This window comes from Micromonospora sp. U56, assembly GCF_018070095.1.
Classification (GTDB): Bacteria; Actinomycetota; Actinomycetes; order Mycobacteriales; family Micromonosporaceae; genus Micromonospora; species Micromonospora purpureochromogenes.
In genome coordinates, this window is sequence record NZ_JAGPYL010000004.1 from 87,712 (window position 1) to 103,346 (window position 15,635).

General features: G+C 72.5%; 13 protein-coding genes. 4 read left to right on the forward strand and 9 right to left on the reverse strand.

Features of this window, described 5'->3' with window-relative positions:
* Positions 1–26: 26 nt before the first annotated feature.
* The 3 genes from KBX37_RS03630 to KBX37_RS03640 all read left to right on the forward strand — a co-directional run bounded on the left by KBX37_RS03630 (position 27) and on the right by KBX37_RS03640 (position 2,813).
* Positions 27–377 (forward strand): S26 family signal peptidase, encoded by a 351-nt coding sequence (locus KBX37_RS03630; RefSeq protein ID WP_307848927.1) that lies wholly within the window; start codon positions 27–29, stop codon positions 375–377.
* A gap of 141 nt (positions 378–518) precedes the next feature.
* On the forward strand, positions 519–1,697 hold the full coding sequence (locus tag KBX37_RS03635) for an NADP-dependent malic enzyme (RefSeq protein ID WP_210774486.1): 1,179 nt from the start codon (positions 519–521) through the stop codon (positions 1,695–1,697).
* Between the two features lie 153 nt (positions 1,698–1,850).
* A complete protein-coding gene (locus tag KBX37_RS03640) occupies positions 1,851–2,813 on the forward strand; it encodes a zinc-binding dehydrogenase (RefSeq protein WP_210774487.1) in 963 nt (320 codons plus the stop codon).
* A 42-nt stretch (positions 2,814–2,855) separates the two neighbouring features.
* Here KBX37_RS03640 and KBX37_RS03645 read toward each other — a convergent pair whose 3' ends face one another.
* The 3 genes from KBX37_RS03645 to KBX37_RS03655 form a co-directional block, all read right to left on the reverse strand.
* On the reverse strand, positions 2,856–3,875 hold the full coding sequence (locus KBX37_RS03645; protein ID WP_374103648.1) for an IS30 family transposase: 1,020 nt from the start codon (positions 3,873–3,875) through the stop codon (positions 2,856–2,858).
* Between the two features lie 152 nt (positions 3,876–4,027).
* Positions 4,028–4,996 (reverse strand): dienelactone hydrolase family protein, encoded by a 969-nt coding sequence (locus KBX37_RS03650; RefSeq protein ID WP_210774489.1) that lies wholly within the window; start codon positions 4,994–4,996, stop codon positions 4,028–4,030.
* 19 nt (positions 4,997–5,015) lie between these two features.
* Positions 5,016–5,981 carry an alpha/beta hydrolase gene (locus tag KBX37_RS03655; protein ID WP_210774490.1) on the reverse strand — a complete coding sequence of 322 codons (966 nt, stop codon included), beginning with the start codon at positions 5,979–5,981 and terminating at the stop codon, positions 5,016–5,018.
* Between the two features lie 158 nt (positions 5,982–6,139).
* Here KBX37_RS03655 and KBX37_RS03660 point away from each other — a divergent pair, with 158 nt between their 5' ends.
* Positions 6,140–6,310 (forward strand): hypothetical protein, encoded by a 171-nt coding sequence (locus KBX37_RS03660; RefSeq protein ID WP_210774491.1) that lies wholly within the window; start codon positions 6,140–6,142, stop codon positions 6,308–6,310.
* Positions 6,311–6,332: 22 nt separating this feature from the next.
* On the opposite strand, the gene KBX37_RS03665 is transcribed toward KBX37_RS03660, so the two are convergent.
* The 6 genes from KBX37_RS03665 to KBX37_RS03690 all read right to left on the reverse strand — a co-directional run bounded on the left by KBX37_RS03665 (position 6,333) and on the right by KBX37_RS03690 (position 15,621).
* A complete protein-coding gene (locus tag KBX37_RS03665) occupies positions 6,333–7,451 on the reverse strand; it encodes an acetate/propionate family kinase (RefSeq protein WP_210774525.1) in 1,119 nt (372 codons plus the stop codon).
* On the reverse strand, positions 7,451–9,517 hold the full coding sequence (gene pta, locus KBX37_RS03670; RefSeq protein WP_374103650.1) for a phosphate acetyltransferase: 2,067 nt from the start codon (positions 9,515–9,517) through the stop codon (positions 7,451–7,453). Before pta ends, KBX37_RS03665 begins: the two co-directional genes overlap by 1 nt.
* 98 nt (positions 9,518–9,615) lie before the next feature.
* Positions 9,616–9,795 (reverse strand): DUF6104 family protein, encoded by a 180-nt coding sequence (locus KBX37_RS03675; RefSeq protein WP_088960493.1) that lies wholly within the window; start codon positions 9,793–9,795, stop codon positions 9,616–9,618.
* A gap of 89 nt (positions 9,796–9,884) precedes the next feature.
* Positions 9,885–13,595, reverse strand: a complete 3,711-nt coding sequence (locus tag KBX37_RS03680) for a multifunctional oxoglutarate decarboxylase/oxoglutarate dehydrogenase thiamine pyrophosphate-binding subunit/dihydrolipoyllysine-residue succinyltransferase subunit (RefSeq protein ID WP_210774493.1) — start codon at positions 13,593–13,595, stop codon at positions 9,885–9,887.
* Between the two features lie 257 nt (positions 13,596–13,852).
* The gene (locus KBX37_RS03685) at positions 13,853–14,686 is read right to left on the reverse strand and encodes an ABC transporter permease subunit (RefSeq protein ID WP_210774494.1); all 834 of its coding nucleotides are present in this window, start codon (positions 14,684–14,686) and stop codon (positions 13,853–13,855) included.
* Positions 14,683–15,621 (reverse strand): ATP-binding cassette domain-containing protein, encoded by a 939-nt coding sequence (locus tag KBX37_RS03690; protein WP_210774495.1) that lies wholly within the window; start codon positions 15,619–15,621, stop codon positions 14,683–14,685. Before KBX37_RS03690 ends, KBX37_RS03685 begins: the two co-directional genes overlap by 4 nt.
* Between the last annotated feature and the right edge of the window lie 14 nt (positions 15,622–15,635).

The window sequence follows — 15,635 nt, forward strand, 5'->3', positions numbered from 1 at the left end:
CCCGGCAGGGGTGGAGGGGAAACCTGGTGACGGTCGAGGGGGCGGGCGCGGCGGCGCGGCTGCGCCGGTGGCTCACGGCCGTCGGCGTGACCGGTCCGTCCATGGCGCCGACGCTGCGGCACGGCGACGCCGTACTGGTCCGTCGGGGCGGCCGGTCGGTCCGGCCGGGCGACGTCGTGGTCGCGGTCTTCCGGACCCGGCCCGAGCTGCTGGTGGTCAAGCGCGCGGTCCGTCGGCAGGACGGCGGCTGGTGGGTACGCGGCGACAACGAATTCGTCACCGACGACTCCCGGGCGTACGGGGTGGCCGACGTGCTCGGGCGGGTGGTGTGCCGCTACTGGCCCCGCCCTGGTCGGCTGCCACGCGACCCGTTATGACCCTGCTCACATCGGCGCGCCCCTGGCGTGACTATGCTCGGAAAGTGCCCGGGTGACCCCCCGCACCGCGTGCCGCCACCAGGCGCCTCACCTCGCGCCCGCGCCGGCCGCTCCGTCTGCTCGACAGATCCTGGAGTCACCATGTCTGCGTCCACCGTGGATCCCGCTGATCCCGTCTTCCGGTTGCACGTCGGCGGCAAGATGGCCGTCACCTCGACGGTCCCGCTGACCAGCCGGGAGGACCTCTCCCTCGCCTACACCCCGGGCGTCGCCCGGGTCTGCGAGGCGATCGCCGCCGACCCGGCCCTGGCCGACGACTACACGTGGGTGTCGCACACCGTCGCAGTCGTCACCGACGGCTCGGCCGTACTCGGCCTCGGCAACATCGGCCCGCGCGCCGCGCTGCCGGTGATGGAGGGCAAGGCGGTGCTGTTCAAGCAGTTCGCCGGCGTGGACGCGGTACCGATCTGTCTGGACACCCAGGACGTGGACGAGATCGTGGCGACGGTGACGGCGCTCGCCCCCTCCTTCGGCGGGATCAACCTGGAGGACATCAGCGCCCCCCGCTGCTTCGAGGTGGAGCGCCGGCTGGACGAGGCGCTGGCCATCCCGGTCTTCCACGACGACCAGCACGGCACCGCGATCGTCGTGCTGGCCGCGCTGCGCAACGCGGCGGCGCTGCTCAACCGCAAGCTCGGCGACCTGCGGGTGGCGGTCAGCGGCGCCGGCGCGGCCGGGGTGGCGGTGACGAAGATGCTGGTCGCCGGCGGCGTGAACCCCGACCAGGTGGTGGTCTGCGACTCCAAGGGCATCATCGGCCGGCACCGCGACGGGCTGACCGGCACCAAGGCCGAGCTGGCGGAGTCCACCAACGCCGAGGGCCGCGAGGGTGACATCACCGAGGCGCTGCGCGGCGCGGACGTCCTGGTCGGCGTCTCCGGCGGGCAGATCCCCGAGGCGGCGATCGCCGGCATGGCGCCCGGCGGCATCGTCTTCGCGCTGGCCAATCCCACCCCCGAGGTGCACCCCGAGGTGGCCGCCCGGCACGTCGCCGTCGTGGCGACCGGCCGCAGCGACTACCCCAACCAGATCAACAACGTGCTGGCGTTCCCCGGCGTGTTCCGGGGTGCGCTGGACGCCCGGGCCACCCGGATCACCGACGGGATGAAGGTGGCCGCGGCGGACGCCATCGCCGGGGTGGTGGCCGAGTCGCTCACCGCCGACGCGATCGTGCCCTCCCCGCTCGACCCCCGGGTGGCTCCCGCGGTGGCGGCGGCGGTCGCCGAGGCGGCCCGGCGCGACGGCGTCACCCGCGCCTGACCGCGCTCCGCCCACCGGGACACGCAGTTTCAGAGAAAGAGCGGCCTCCCGGCGTCAGGAGGCCACTCTTTCTCTGAATGTGCGGGGGGTGGGTGACCGGGAGGGCGGGGGTGTGGGGCAGGTCCTGTGTCGGCGGTGGTTCTCCTTGTTACGGTGCCGACCATGCGTGCCGCCTATGCCTCGAGCTTCGACACCGACAATCCGCTCGCCGCGTTGACCGTCGGCGAGCGTCCCGAGCCGACCCACCCGGAGGAAGACTGGGTGACCGTGCAGGTGCGGGCCAGCTCGCTCAACCATCACGACCTGTGGTCCCTGCGCGGGGTGGGCCTGGCCCCCGACCAGCTGCCGATGATCCTGGGCTGCGACGCGGTCGGCACCGACCCGCACGGCAACGAGGTGGTCATCTACCCGGTGGTGCCCACCCCCGGCGACCCGCGTGGCGTCTCCATCCTCTCCGAGCACTTCGCCGGCACCCTCGCCGAGCGGGTGGCCGTACCCCGGGTGAACCTGATCCCGCTGCCGACGGGCCTGTCGGCGACCGACGCGGCCTGCCTGCCGACGGCCTGGCTGACCGCGTGGCGGATGCTGACCACCAAGGGCCGGATCGACGACGCCGAGTCGGTGCTGGTCCAGGGCGCGGGCGGCGGCGTGGCCACCGCGGCCGTCGCGCTCGCCGTGGGGCACGGCAAGCGGGTGTACGCGACCAGCCGGGACGCCGGTAAGCGGGAGCGGATCGCCGCCCTCGGGGCGACCGCGCTGGAACCCGGCGCACGCCTGCCGGAGCGGGTCGACGTGGTGATCGAGACGGTCGGCGCGGCCACCTTCGACCACTCGCTGAAGTCCGCCGCCCCGCTGGCCCGGATCGTGGTCTCCGGGGCGACCGCCGGGCACGAGCCGAAGATCAACCTGCGGCGGGTCTTCGCCATGCAGCTGGAGATCCTCGGCACCTCCATGGGCACCCCGGACGAGCTGACCGACCTGCTGGCCTTCTGCGCCGAGCACGAGGTGCGCCCGGTGGTGGACAGCGTGGTGCCGTTCAGCAAGGTCGAGGACGCTTTCGCCCGCCTGCACTCCGGCGACGTCTTCGGCAAGGTCGTCATCGACCACACCGCCTGACCCCCCCAGATCCCGGCACTTTCCGAGAAAGAGTGCTCAAGCTCAGCCGGTGGAAGCAATTGGGCTGATCAGGAGTTCGGCGAAGACTTCTTTGGGTTTCTTGTAGCCGAGGATGCGTCGGGGTCGGTTGTTGAGCCGGTCGGCGATGGCGGTGAGTTGTTGGGTGTCGTTGGGGATGACGGTGCCGCGGGGTAGGTATTCGCGGATCCACCGGTTCGTGCTTTCGTTGGTGCCGCGTTCCCAGGGGCTGTGGGGGTGGGCGAAGTAGACGTCGATGTCAGCGGCGGCTGCCAAAGCGGCGTGCTCGGCCATCTCGGTGCCGCAGTCCCAGGTCAGGGTGCGGCGCAGGGTGTCGGGTAGGCCGGCGATGCGGGTAGCGGCGGCGCTGGTCACGGTAGAGCTGTCCCGGTGAGCCAGTGGCACCAGGATCAGGAACCGGGAGGTGCGTTCCACCAATGAGGCGGTGGCACTGGCACCGTTCTTGCCGATGATCAGGTCGCCTTCCCAGTGGCCGGGCATCCGTCGGTCCTCGGCCTGGGCGGGCCGCTGGTCGATGAACGTTGGATCGGGGATCTTCGGAGCCCGTGACGCAGCCGAGCGCACCGGGCGACGCCGTTTACGGCCGCTGCGCAGACGCACGTGCAGTCGGGCCAGCTCCCCGACTGGTAACGCGTAGATCCACGTGTAGATCGCCTCGTGCGACACCCGCATCGCCCCGTCCCCGGGAAAGTCCAGCCGTAGTCGACCAGCGATCTGGTCCGGCGACCACCCTTCCCGCAACAAGGCCACCACCTGCTTCCGCAACCGGTCATCACCGTCGAGCTTGCGCGGCTTCGGTCGGCGCCGTGCCCGCTGCGCCTGCCGCTGCGAGCGCCACGCCCGATAAAACCCCCGCCCACCACCCCGACAAATCTCCCGCGACACCACACTGGGATCCCGCCCGATCAGCACCGCGATCTGCTGACCCGACAACCCCTCAGCGATCCCCCGAGTGATCTCCTCCCGATCCACCTCCGTCAACGGCCGACGACCAGCCACACGCACCCACCCCTCAGCAGACACCCACCAAGAGGACCAACGACCAACAAGATCGATTGCTACGACCCAATGAGCACGGGGTGGCCATTCCGCGTCGGATGGCCACTCTTTCTCTGTAGGTGCGCCTTCGCTGCGGGTGCGCCTTCTCTGTGGGTGCGCCGGCCGGCGGCGGGCGGTCAGAGGTGGTCGTCGAGGGTGGCGAGGTTGCCGCGGGCGGCGTCGGCGGGAAGGCGGTCCCGGGCCGCCGCGTCGCCGTAGAGGGTCCAGCGGAGGAACTCCAGCGTGGTGTCGGAGACCACCCGCAGCGCCGCGCCGTCGCTGAGCAGGGCCCGGCCGTGGTCGCCCTTCGGCAGGCTCAGCATCGCCTTCGGCCAGGGGACCGCGTCGTACACCGCCTTGCCGGCGGCGTAGTCGACCACCTCGTCGGCCTCGCCGTGCACGAAGAGCTGCGGCGCGGCGGCCCCGGCGAAGGCGGTGCCGACCCCGAGCGCGGTCCCGGCGAAGACCACCCCGGCGTCGAGGCGCTCGTCCCGGCCGGCGGTGAAGAGGCCGATGGTGGTCACCCCGCCGGCCGAGTGCCCGGCCGCGGCCACCCGGTCCGTGGCCAGCCGGCCCCGCAGCGGGTCGCCGGCCTTCGCGTCCAGCGCGAGCACCTTGTCCAGGGCGTACGAAACGTCGGCGGGCTGGTTGAGCACGTCGAGCACGTTGCCGCCGGCGCCCCGGCTGGTGTGCGGGAAGGTCGGCGCGGCCACCACGAACCCGGCCGCCGCCCACCGGGTGAGCAGCTCCGCGTAGTCGTCCGGCCGGCCGTTCAGGCCGTGGCTGAACATCACCACCGGGAACCGCCCGTCCGCCACGTCCGCCCCCCGCTCCGGCCCGCCACCGGTTGTGCCCCGGGCCGGGTACCAGAGGGTCACCGGCAGCGGGCGGTCACCGTCCCGGTTCAGCTTCACCTGGCGTACGCCGACGGCGAAGGTCTGCGCCGGCGCGGTGCCGGCGGGTACCCGCGGCGCCGCGGTGGTGGCCTTCGGCGGCTCCGGCGGGGCGGCCGGCCGGGCGGTCGGGGCGGGAGCCGCCGAGCAGCCGGCGAGGCCGACGGAGAGCAGTGCGGTGGCGAACAGGACCGGGGTGGGGCGACGGGACATGAATCCGATTGTGCCCCGGTCACCGGGGTGTCCGGCCACTGTTGGACGCAGTGTGACCTGCGGCGGACCGCCGGTGCCGGACCGCCGGGCGCCCGCGCTCAGGGAGCAGGCGGTCGTCGAGGGCGGTGACGCCGGGCCGCAGGGCGTCGGCCGGCAGGCGTCGGACGGCCTCCCGGTCGTCGTAGAGCGTCCAGCGGAGGAAGTCCGTGGTGGTGGCGAGCACCTGGTCGAAGCCGGGTCGGCCCGGGGTCAGGTACTCGCCGTGCCCCTGCCCGAGCACGCTCAGGAAGGCCGCCGGCGGCCCGGCCCGGCCGTACGCGGCCCGACCGACGCTCAGCGGCACCACCGGGTCGGCGGTGCCGTGCACGAAGAGCAGGGGAGCGTCCGGCCCGGCGAAGCTGCCGGCCAGCCCGCCGCCGGCGATCACGATTCCGGCGCGGAGCCGGGCCGAGTGTCCCGAGGTGAACATGCCGGCGGTGGTGAAGCCGCCCGCCGAGTGGCCGACGGCGGCGACCCGGCCGACGTCCAGGTGCCCGGCGAGCGGGTCCGCCCGCCCCGCGTCGAGCCGGACCAGGTGCCGCACCAACCGCCACCCGTCCGCCGGCTGGTTCCTGACGTCGGACCGGGTGAACGTCCGGGCCCGCAGGTTGGTGTGCGGGTACGTCGGCGCGGCCACCACGAACCCCGCCGCCGCCCACCGGGTGGTGAGCCCGGCGTGCAGCTCGGGCAGGCTCCACAGGCCGTGGCTGTAGACCACCACCGGGAACCGTCCCGGGGCGACCCGCCCGTCCTCGGTCGGGTACCAGAGCGTCACCGGCAGCGGCCGGGGCCCGGTCGGGTCGATCGTGAGGGTGCGTACCGCGACCGGGTGGAGCCGGTCCGGGGCGTGCCCGGCCGGCGGCGGCCCACCGACCGCGGCGGTGGCCGGTGCGCAGCCCGCCAGCAGCGCCGTGATCAACGCGACGACCGGCCGCGGCACCTCCATCCCTTCACGGTAGGGGGCCGGCGGCCCACCCCGACCCCACCGTCCGGACCGGGTGCCGCCCGCCGCCCGGCCGGTTCCCGTCCACCGCTCGGACCGCAAGCGTCACCCTGGGTTCGGCGGGACCGTGCGGGGTGCGCGGTTTCGCTAGGGTCTCCGGCATGTCTGACGAGTACGTTGACCCCAGCGGCAACACGGAGCAGTTCCGCGCCTTCGCCCAGTCGGAGCCCACCGCGCCCGTCGAGGTGGCGTCCCGCCTGCCGCTGATCGCCGGCGCGGCCGCGGTCGCGGTGCTGCTGGTCGCCGTCGCCGGCTGGCTGGCCCTGGGCTGAGCCGCCGCCGACCCGGTTCCGCTCAGCCGGCGGTCGCCGCCACCACGCGGGCCTCCCGGGCGATCTCCCGCTCCTCGTCGGTGCCGATCACGCAGACGCTGACCTCGACGCCGTCGGGTGAGATCACCCGGTCGCCGGCGCCGGCGTTGCGCGCCGGGTCCACGGCGATGCCCAGCCGGTCCAGCCCGGCCAGCGCCGCGGCCCGGACCTCGGCGGAGTGCTCACCCACGCCGGCGGTGAAGGTGACCGCGTCGACCCGGCCGAGCAGCGCGTAGTACGCCCCGACGTACCCGGTGATCCGGCGGCAGTAAACGTCGAAGGCCAGCGCGGCGGCCGGGTCCCCGGCGGCCCGCCGGTGGAGCACCTCGCGCATGTCGTTCGCGCCGGTCAGGCCGAGCAGCCCGCTGCGGTGGTTGAGCAGGTCGTCGATCTCGTCCAGCCCCAGCCCGCCCTCCCGGCGCAGGTGGAAGATGACCGTCGGGTCCAGGTCACCGCTGCGGGTGCCCATCACCAGGCCCTCCAGCGGGGACATGCCCATCGAGGTGGCCACGCTGCGCCCGCCGGAGACCGCGCAGGCGCTGGCCCCGTTGCCCAGGTGCAGGGTGATCGTGTGCAGGCCCTCGTACGGCCGGCCGAGCAGCTCGGCCGTGCGCCGCGAGACGTACGCGTGCGAGGTGCCGTGGAAGCCGTACCGGCGGACGCCGTAGCGCTCGGCGACGTCCCGGTCGATGGCGTAGGTGGCGGCGGCCTCGGGCAGCGAATGGTGGAAGGCGGTGTCGAAGACGGCGACCTGCGGCACGTCGGGCAGCGCCTCCCGGGCCACCTCGATGCCGGCCAGGTTGGCCGGGTTGTGCAGCGGCGCGAGCGGCACCAGCTCCCGGATCGCGGTGAGGACCGCGTCGTCGATCAGCACCGGTTCGCTGAACCGCCGGCCGCCGTGCACCACCCGGTGCCCGACCGCGCCCAGCCCCTCCAGGTCGAGCCGGTCCAGGATCTGCCGGACGGCGGTGACGTGGTCTGCCGGCCCGCCCCCCGGCTCGCCGACCCGCTCCACGGTGCCGGAGTCGCGGACCGTCTCACCGTCGTAGAGCCGGTACTTCACCGACGAGGAACCGCAGTTGAGGACGAGCACCCGGTCGATCATGACGCCTCCGCGGCGGCCTGGATGGCGGTGATCGCCACGGTGTTGACGATGTCGGCGACCGTCGCGCCCCGGGACAGGTCGTTGACCGGCCGGCGCAGGCCCTGCATCACCGGGCCGACCGCGACCGCGCCCGCCGAGCGCTGCACCGCCTTGTACGTGTTGTTGCCGGTGTTCAGGTCCGGGAAGATGAAGACCGTCGCCCGGCCGGCCACCGTGCTCTGCGGCAGCTTCGTCGCCGCGACCTGCGGATCGATCGCCGCGTCGTACTGGATCGGGCCCTCCACCAGCAGGTCCGGGCGGCGCTCGCGGACCAGCTTGGTGGCCGCCGCGACCTTCTCCACGTCCGCCCCGGCCCCCGAGTCGCCGGTGGAGTACGACAGCATCGCCACCCGGGGCTCGATGCCGAACCGGGCGGCGGTGTCGGCCGACGACATGGCGATGTCGGCGAGCTGGGCGGCGTCCGGGTCGGGGTTGACCGCGCAGTCGCCGTAGACCAGCACCCGGTCGGCGAGCAGCATGAAGAAGACGCTGGAGGCCACCGAGACCCCGGGCACCGTCCGGATGATCTCGAACGCCGGGCGGATGGTCGCCGCCGTGGTGTGAGTGGCCCCGGAGACCATGCCGTCGGCGTGCCCGGTGACCACCATCATCGTGCCGAAGTAGTTGGGCCGGGCCACGATGTCGTGCGCCAGCTCGACCGTGACGCCGCGGTGGGCGCGCAGCCGCGCGTACTCGACGGCGAACTCGTCGCGCCACGCGCTGGTGACCGGGTCGACGACGTCGGCGCCGGTGACGTCGATGCCCAGCTCCCGGGTACGGCGGGTGATGTCGTCCGGGCGGCCGAGCAGGGTCAGGTCGGCCACGCCCCGCCGGAGCAGCACCTCCGCCGCCCGCAGGATCCGCTCCTCGGCCCCCTCGGGCAGCACCAGCCGGCGGCGGGTGGCCCGGGCCCGGTCGATCAGGTCGTACTCGAACATCAGCGGGGTGACCCGCTCGGACCGGCTGACCCGCAGCCGGCGGGCCAGGTCGACGGTGTCCACGTTGCCCTCGAACGCGCCGAGCGCCGCCTCCACCTTGCGCGGGTTGGCCGGGCTCGGGCGCCCCTCGATCCGGCTGGACGCGGCCACCGTGTCGTAGCTGTCGCTGCGTACCGAGAGCACCGCCAGCCCGGTGTTGAGCCCCTCGACCAGCCGCATCGCCCGGGGATCGGGCTGCTCGCCAAGGGTGAGCACCAGCCCGGCCACCGAGACCTGCCCGGCGACGTGCGCGGCGCTGGCCGCGACCAGCAGGTCCGCCCGGTCGCCCGGGGTGATCACCAGCGCCCCCTCGGTGAGGTGGTCGAGCAGGGTGGGCACGTGCGCGGCGCCGACCACGTAGTCGAGCACGTCACGGTCGAGCGCGGCGTCGTCCCCGGCCAGCAGCGTGGCGCCGAGCGCCGCCGCCACCTCGGCCACCGTCGGCGCCGACACGGTCGGCACCTCCGGGATGGCGTACGCGGGGACGGGCAGCTCCGGCAGGGTCATCGGCCCGGGCACCCGGTTGGCGATCACCGCCAGCACCGTCGCGCCCAGGTCCTCCAGATCGTGGTACGCCCCACGCGCCGCGGCCGCGATCGCCTCCGGCTCCTGCCCGAAGCCGTCGATCACCGGCACCACCACGCTGCCGAACTCGGTGGCCAGCCGGGCGTTGAAGGCCAGCTCGCGGGGGCCCGCGCCGTCGCCACCGTCGGCGAAGTCGCTGCCCACCACGACCACCGCCGGGCAGCGTTGCTCGACGCTGCGGTAGCGCTCGACGATCCGGGAGATCAGTTCCTCCCGGCGGCCGTCGGCGACCAGCGTGCTCGCCTCGGCGTAGGTGGCGCCGGTCAGCTCATGCTGCGGCAGGTCCACCCGGTAGCGGTCGATCAGCAGGGCGAGGATCGGGTCGGCGCCGGTGTCGGCGACCAGCGGCCGGAACGCGCCGATCCGCTCGACCTGTCGGGAGAGGAGTTCCGCGAGGCCGAGGGCGATGGTCGACTTCCCCCCGCCGGACCCCACGCTGGTCAGGTAGACGCTGCGGGCCACGCCCCCCACCCTAGGAGATCACGCGCTCCCGCGCCCGGGACCTCCGTCCCACCCACCCGGGCCGGACGGGGTCCCGGGTTGGACCGGTGGTCCCGGGTTTACTCGTCGTCCTCGTCGTCGAGACGGGCCAGGTAGGTGGCGAAGCGTTCGATGGGGGTCTCGAACTCGGGGTTCAGGTCGACGAAGTCGCGCAGGCGCTCGGCGAGCCACTCGATGCTGACCTGCTCGTCGGCCCGGCGCTCGACGAGTTCCTCGATGCCACGATCGGTGAAGTACATCCGTACGTCCTTGTCGGGAGGGTGCCGACGGAACCGGGGCAGGGCCGTCGACGGACGGCGCTGCCCCGGGTCTCGGCGGTGCGGTCAGGTCACGGGCGGGGGAGGGCCGCCTCGATCAGCGCGGTCTGCTCGACCTCGTGCATCTTGGCCGAGCCGACCGACGGGGCCGCCGCGGCCGGGCGGGAGATCCGCCGCAGCCGGACGTCGGCCAGGTGCTCCAGCAGGTTGAGCGCGACGAACGACCAGGCACCCTGGTTGGCCGGCTCCTCCTGCACCCAGGCGAAGTCCTCGGCGTTCGGGTACTGCGCCAGCGCGGCCCGGATCTCCTCGATCGGCAGCGGGTAGAGCTGCTCCATCCGGAGGATCACGGTGTCGGTGACGCCGCGCTCGGCCCGGGCCTGGAACAGGTCGTAGTAGACCTTGCCCGAGCAGAGCAGCACCCGCTTCACCTGCTCCGGCGCCGGGGCGGCGGTGTCGGCCAGCACCGGCTGGAAGGTGCCGGTGGTGAAGTCCTCCACCGAGGAGACGCAGAGCTTGTGCCGCAGCAGCGACTTCGGCGTGAACACCACCAGCGGCTTGCGCTTCGGCGACAGGGCCTGGCGACGCAGCAGGTGGAAGTAGTTCGCCGGGGTGGTCGGGATGGACACCCGCATGTTGTCCTCCGCGCAGAGCTGGAGGAACCGCTCCGGGCGACCCGACGTGTGGTCCGGGCCCTGGCCCTCGTGGCCGTGCGGCAGCAGCAGGGTGACCGCGGAGCGCTGGCCCCACTTCACCTCGCCGGAGGAGATGAACTCGTCGATCACCGACTGGGCGCCGTTGACGAAGTCACCGAACTGGGCCTCCCAGCAGACCAGCGCGTTGACGTTCTCCACCGAGTAGCCGTACTCGAAGCCCATCGCGGCGTACTCGGACAGCAGCGAGTCGTGCACGAAGAACCGGGACCGCTCGCCGTCGCCGGTGAGCGACTTCAGCGGCAGGTAGTCGTCGCCGGTCTTGGCGTCCACCACCGAGGCGTGCCGCTGGACGAAGGTGCCGCGGCGGGAGTCCTGCCCGGCGAGCCGGACGGTGACCCCGTCGTGCAGCAGCGCGCCGAGCGCGATGATCTCGCCGTAGCCCCAGTCGATGTTGCCCTCGACGGACATCTTGGCCCGCCGGTCGAGCAGCTGCTGGATCCGCTTGTGCGGGGTGAAGCCCTCGGGGAGGTTGACGTGCGCCTCGCCGATCGCCTTGACCACGGCGGCGTCGGTGGCGGTCTCCACCTGCGGCTCCGGCTCCTCCTCGCGGCGCGGTCGGCTGAGCTTGCGCGGGGTGGTCGCGGCGTCGCGGGTGGCCTTGAAGACCCGCTCCAGCTGCCCCTGGTAGTCGCGCAGCAGCTCCTCCGCGTCCTCCACGGTGATGTCACCCCGCCCGATCAGCTCCTCGGTGTAGAGCTTGCGGACCGAGCGCTTCGAGTCGATGATCTTGTACATCTCCGGGTTGGACATCGAGGGGTCGTCGCCCTCGTTGTGCCCGCGCCGGCGGTAGCAGACCATGTCGATCACGACGTCCTTGTTGAACGCCTGCCGGTACTCGAAGGCCAGCCGGGCGACCCGGACCACGGCCTCGGGGTCGTCGCCGTTGACGTGGAAGATCGGCGCCTGGATCATCCGGGCCACGTCGGTGCTGTAGAGGCTGGAGCGGCTGTACTCCGGGGCGGTGGTGAAGCCGACCTGGTTGTTGACCACCACGTGCACGGTGCCGCCGGTGCGGTAGCCGCGCAGCTGGGAGAGGTTGAGCGTCTCGGCGACCACGCCCTGGCCGGCGAAGGCGGCGTCACCGTGCACCGCCAGCGGCAGCACGGTGTAGCCCTCCAGCTTGAGGTCGATCCGGTCCTGCTTGGCCCGGACGATGCCCTCCAGCACCGGGTCCACGGCCTCCAGGTGCGACGGGTTCGCCACCACCGAGACCTTGACCGCGTGGTCGCCGTCCGGGGTGGTGAACTTGCCGTTCTGGCCCAGGTGGTACTTCACGTCGCCGGAGCCCTGGGTCGAGCGCGGGTCCAGGTGGCCCTCGAACTCGGAGAAGATCTTCTCGTACGGCTTGCCGACGATGTTGGCCAGCACGTTCAGCCGGCCGCGGTGGGCCATGCCGATGACGACCTCGTCCAGCCCGCCCTCGGCCGACGACTCCAGGATCTCGCCCAGCAGCGGGATCAGCGACTCGCCGCCCTCCAGCGAGAAGCGCTTCTGCCCGACGTACTTGGTCTGCAGGAAGGTCTCGAAGGCCTCGGCGGCGTTGAGCCGGTTGAGCACGTGCTTCTGCTCGTCGGCCGGCGGCTTCTCGTACTTACGCTCGATCCGCTCCTGGATCCAGCGGCGCTCCTCCGGGTCCTGGATGTGCATGTACTCGATGCCGACCCGGCGGCAGTACGAGTCCCGCAGCACGCCGAGGATCTCCCGCAGCTTCATCCGCTGCCGGCCGGCGAAGCCGTTGACCGGGAAGACCCGGTCGAGGTCCCACAGGGTCAGCCCGTGCTGGAGGACGTCGAGGTCCGGGTGCCTCCGGATCTTGAACTCCAGCGGGTCGGTGTCGGCCATCAGGTGGCCGCGCACCCGGTACGCGTGGATCAGCTCGTGCACCCGCGCGGTCTTGTTGATCTGGCCCTCGGAGTCGACCGCGACGTCCCGCATCCAGCGCACCGGCTCGTACGGGATGCGCAGCGAGGTGAAGATCTGGTCGTAGAAGCCGCGCTCGCCGAGCAGCAGCTCGTGCATCACCTTGAGGAACTCGCCGGACTGCGCGCCCTGGATGATCCGGTGGTCGTAGGTGCTGGTCAGCGTGATGATCTTGCTGACCGCCAGCTCGGCCAGGGTGGTCTCGCTCATGCCCTGGTACGGCGCCGGGTACTCCATCGCGCCGACGCCGATGATGGCGCTCTGCCCCTGCATCAGGCGGGGGATCGAGTGCACCGTGCCGATGCCGCCCGGGTTGGTCAGCGAGATGGTGGTGCCGGCGTAGTCCTCCATGGTCAGCTCGTTGCGGCGGGCGCGCCGGACCACGTCCTCGTACGCCTGCCAGAACTGCCGGAAGTCCATCTGCTCGCAGGCCTTGATGGACGGCACCACCAGGTTGCGGGAGCCGTCCGGCTTGGCCAGGTCGATGGCGATGCCCAGGTTGACGTGCTCCGGGCGGACCATCGCCGGCTTGCCGTCGACCTCGGCGAAGGAGTTGTTCATCTCGGGGTGCTCGACCAGCGCCCGGACCAGCGCGTACCCGATCAGGTGGGTGAAGCTGACCTTGCCACCGCGCCCGCGGGCGAGGTGGTTGTTGATCACGATGCGGTTGTCGACCAGCAGCTTGGCCGGGACGGCGCGCACGCTGGTCGCGGTCGGCACCGCCAGCGAGGCGTCCATGTTCTGCACGATCTTGGCGGCCACGCCGCGCAGCGGGGTGGTGCCCGCACCGCTCACGGCCGGCGCCTTGGCGGCCGGCTTGGCCGGGGCGGCCTTGGCCGGCGCCGGCTTGGCGGGGGCCTTGGCGGCGGGGGCCGGCTTGGCAGGGGCGGCCGGCTGCGCCACGGTCGCGGCGGCCTCCGGCTGGCCGGCCGGCTCGGCGGGGGCGGCCTTGACCGGGGCCTTCTCCTCGGCCGGGCGCGGCGTGGCGGCGCCCGGGGCCGGCCGGTAGTCGGCGAAGAAGTCGTGCCAGGCCGAGTCGACGCTCGACGGGTCGGCGAGGTAGCGCTGGTACATCTCCTCGACGATCCACTCGTTCGGGCCGAAACCCGCCAGTGGGTTCTCCTGCGAAGTCTGCTGGGTCGACACGGCCGGTAATCGCCTCTTTCACGCGGGTTTGTATGTCACGCGGTCGGCACCCGTGCCCGGTTACCGGCGCACGGGAGACGGCTCCCAGGCTACGCCGTACGAATGCCACAGGCATTTCCGCCTCCGACGGGTGGCCCGTTTCACAGAAGATGCCAGAAGTTCGCCAAACCCTGCGTGTCGCGCCGACTCCTGATAGACGCGACGGCCCCGGTCGGTGACGTCACCGCCACCGACCGGGGCCGTCGCCCGGGTCCGACTCAGGCGATGTCGCGGCGCCGCATGATGAGGCTGCCGGCCGCCGAGGTCACCACGGCGTACGCGATCAGGACCACCGCGCCCACCCACTGCGGCGGGTTGCCCGGCAGTTCGGTGCCGCTGATCATCAGCGAGGACGCGGTGGACGGCACGATCACCGCCAGCTTGCTGATCCAGTCCTGCTCCAGCCACTGCTGGAGCAGGAAGAAGACCAGGTTCGCCGCCGTCGTGCCGACCAGGTAGAGCACCACGGCGGTGATGGTCGCCCCGATCTGGCTGCGGATCAGCACGCCGAAGCCGACGCCGAAGACGCCCCAGAGCACGTACGCCAGCAGGTTGAGCAGGATCGCGCGGGTGATGTCCCAGTCGCCCAGGTGCGCGTCCCACCCCTTGGCCGCGAAGAAGATCAGCGTCGCCGGCACGGTCAGCACGGTGGTGACCAGCCAGAAGAGCGCGCCGATCAGCGCCGCCGCGACCAGCTTGGCGGTGACCACCACCGTCCGGTGCGGGGTGGTGAGGAAGGTGGTCGTCGCGGTCTGGTGGTAGAACTCGTTCGTCACCACGATGATGCCGAGCAGCAGCACGAAGAGCAGCCCGAAGTACTGCCCCGAAGTGAACAGGTTCGCCGCCTGGTAGACCTCGTCGGCCGAGGCCAGGACCTGTGCGGCCTGCTCCTCCGGCAGGCCCTCCACGTCCTGCGGGCCGCTCAGGGTGAGGTTCGCGTTGAGCGCGTTGACCAGGAACGCCAGGGCCAGGGTGACCAGCGCGCCGAGGCCGAACAGCCACCACGTGTTGGTCGTACGGATCTTGAGCAGCTCGGCTCGGACCAGGTTCATCGGATGCCCGCCTTCCCGGCCGTCAGCTCCAGGAAGACCCGTTCCAGATCGGGTCGTTCCGTGGTGAGTTCGTGCAGTTCCACCCCGGCGGCCAGAGCGACCCGGCCGACGGTCGGGGCGTCCGCCCCGTCCACCAGCAGGACGCCGTGCTCGTCCGGGGTGACGGTGGCCGACTGCGCCTTCAGCGCGGCGACGAGCTCGTCGGCCTGCGGGGTGCGCACCCGCACCCGCACGCCCTGGGCCATCGAGCCGATCACCTGCTCGACCGGCCCCTGCCGGACCAGCTGGCCGGCGGCGATGATCACCACGTCGTCGGCGAGCAGCTGCATCTCGGAGAGCAGGTGGCTGGAGACCAGCACCGTGCGGCCCTCCTGGGCCAGGCTCTTGAGGAACCCGCGCATCCACCGGATGCCCTCCGGGTCCAACCCGTTGGCCGGCTCGTCCAGGATCAGTACCCGCGGGTCACCGAGCATCGCGGCGGCGATGCCGAGCCGCTGCTTCATACCCAGCGAGTAGCCCTTGAACTTGCGCCGGGCGGCCGGGGTCAGCCCGACCAGGGCCAGCGCCTCGTCGGCGCGCTGCCGGGGCAGCCCGGCCGCGGCGCAGATCACCCGGAGGTGGTTCAGGCCGGTCCGGCCCTTGTGCGCGCTGGACGCCTCCAGCACCGCGCCCACGTGCCGCAGCGGGTCGGTCAGGTCGGCGTAGCGGACCCCGTCCACGGTGGCGTCGCCGCTGGTCGGCGTGACCAGGTTCAGCAGCATGCGCAGCGTGGTGGTCTTGCCGGCGCCGTTCGGGCCGAGGAAGCCGGTCACCCGCCCCGGTTCGACGGTGAAGGACAGGTTGTCCACCGCCCGGACGTTCTTGTAGTGCTTCGTCAGTCCGGACACCACGATCTGGCCGGTCCCGGTGCTGGGGCTCCACTGCCCGTCGGACATCGTGCTCCTCCCGT

Bases quoted from the DNA above. Each gene is read 5' to 3' on its own strand.
- KBX37_RS03635 (WP_210774486.1), top strand. From the start codon at position 519: ATGTCTGCGTCCACCGTGGATCCCGCTGATCCCGTCTTCCGGTTGCAC.
- KBX37_RS03650 (WP_210774489.1), bottom strand. From the start codon at position 4,996: ATGTCCCGTCGCCCCACCCCGGTCCTGTTCGCCACCGCACTGCTCTCC.
- KBX37_RS03655 (WP_210774490.1), bottom strand. From the start codon at position 5,981: ATGGAGGTGCCGCGGCCGGTCGTCGCGTTGATCACGGCGCTGCTGGCG.
- KBX37_RS03660 (WP_210774491.1), top strand. From the start codon at position 6,140: ATGTCTGACGAGTACGTTGACCCCAGCGGCAACACGGAGCAGTTCCGC.
- KBX37_RS03675 (WP_088960493.1), bottom strand. From the start codon at position 9,795: ATGTACTTCACCGATCGTGGCATCGAGGAACTCGTCGAGCGCCGGGCC.
- KBX37_RS03685 (WP_210774494.1), bottom strand. From the start codon at position 14,686: ATGAACCTGGTCCGAGCCGAGCTGCTCAAGATCCGTACGACCAACACG.
- KBX37_RS03690 (WP_210774495.1), bottom strand. From the start codon at position 15,621: ATGTCCGACGGGCAGTGGAGCCCCAGCACCGGGACCGGCCAGATCGTG.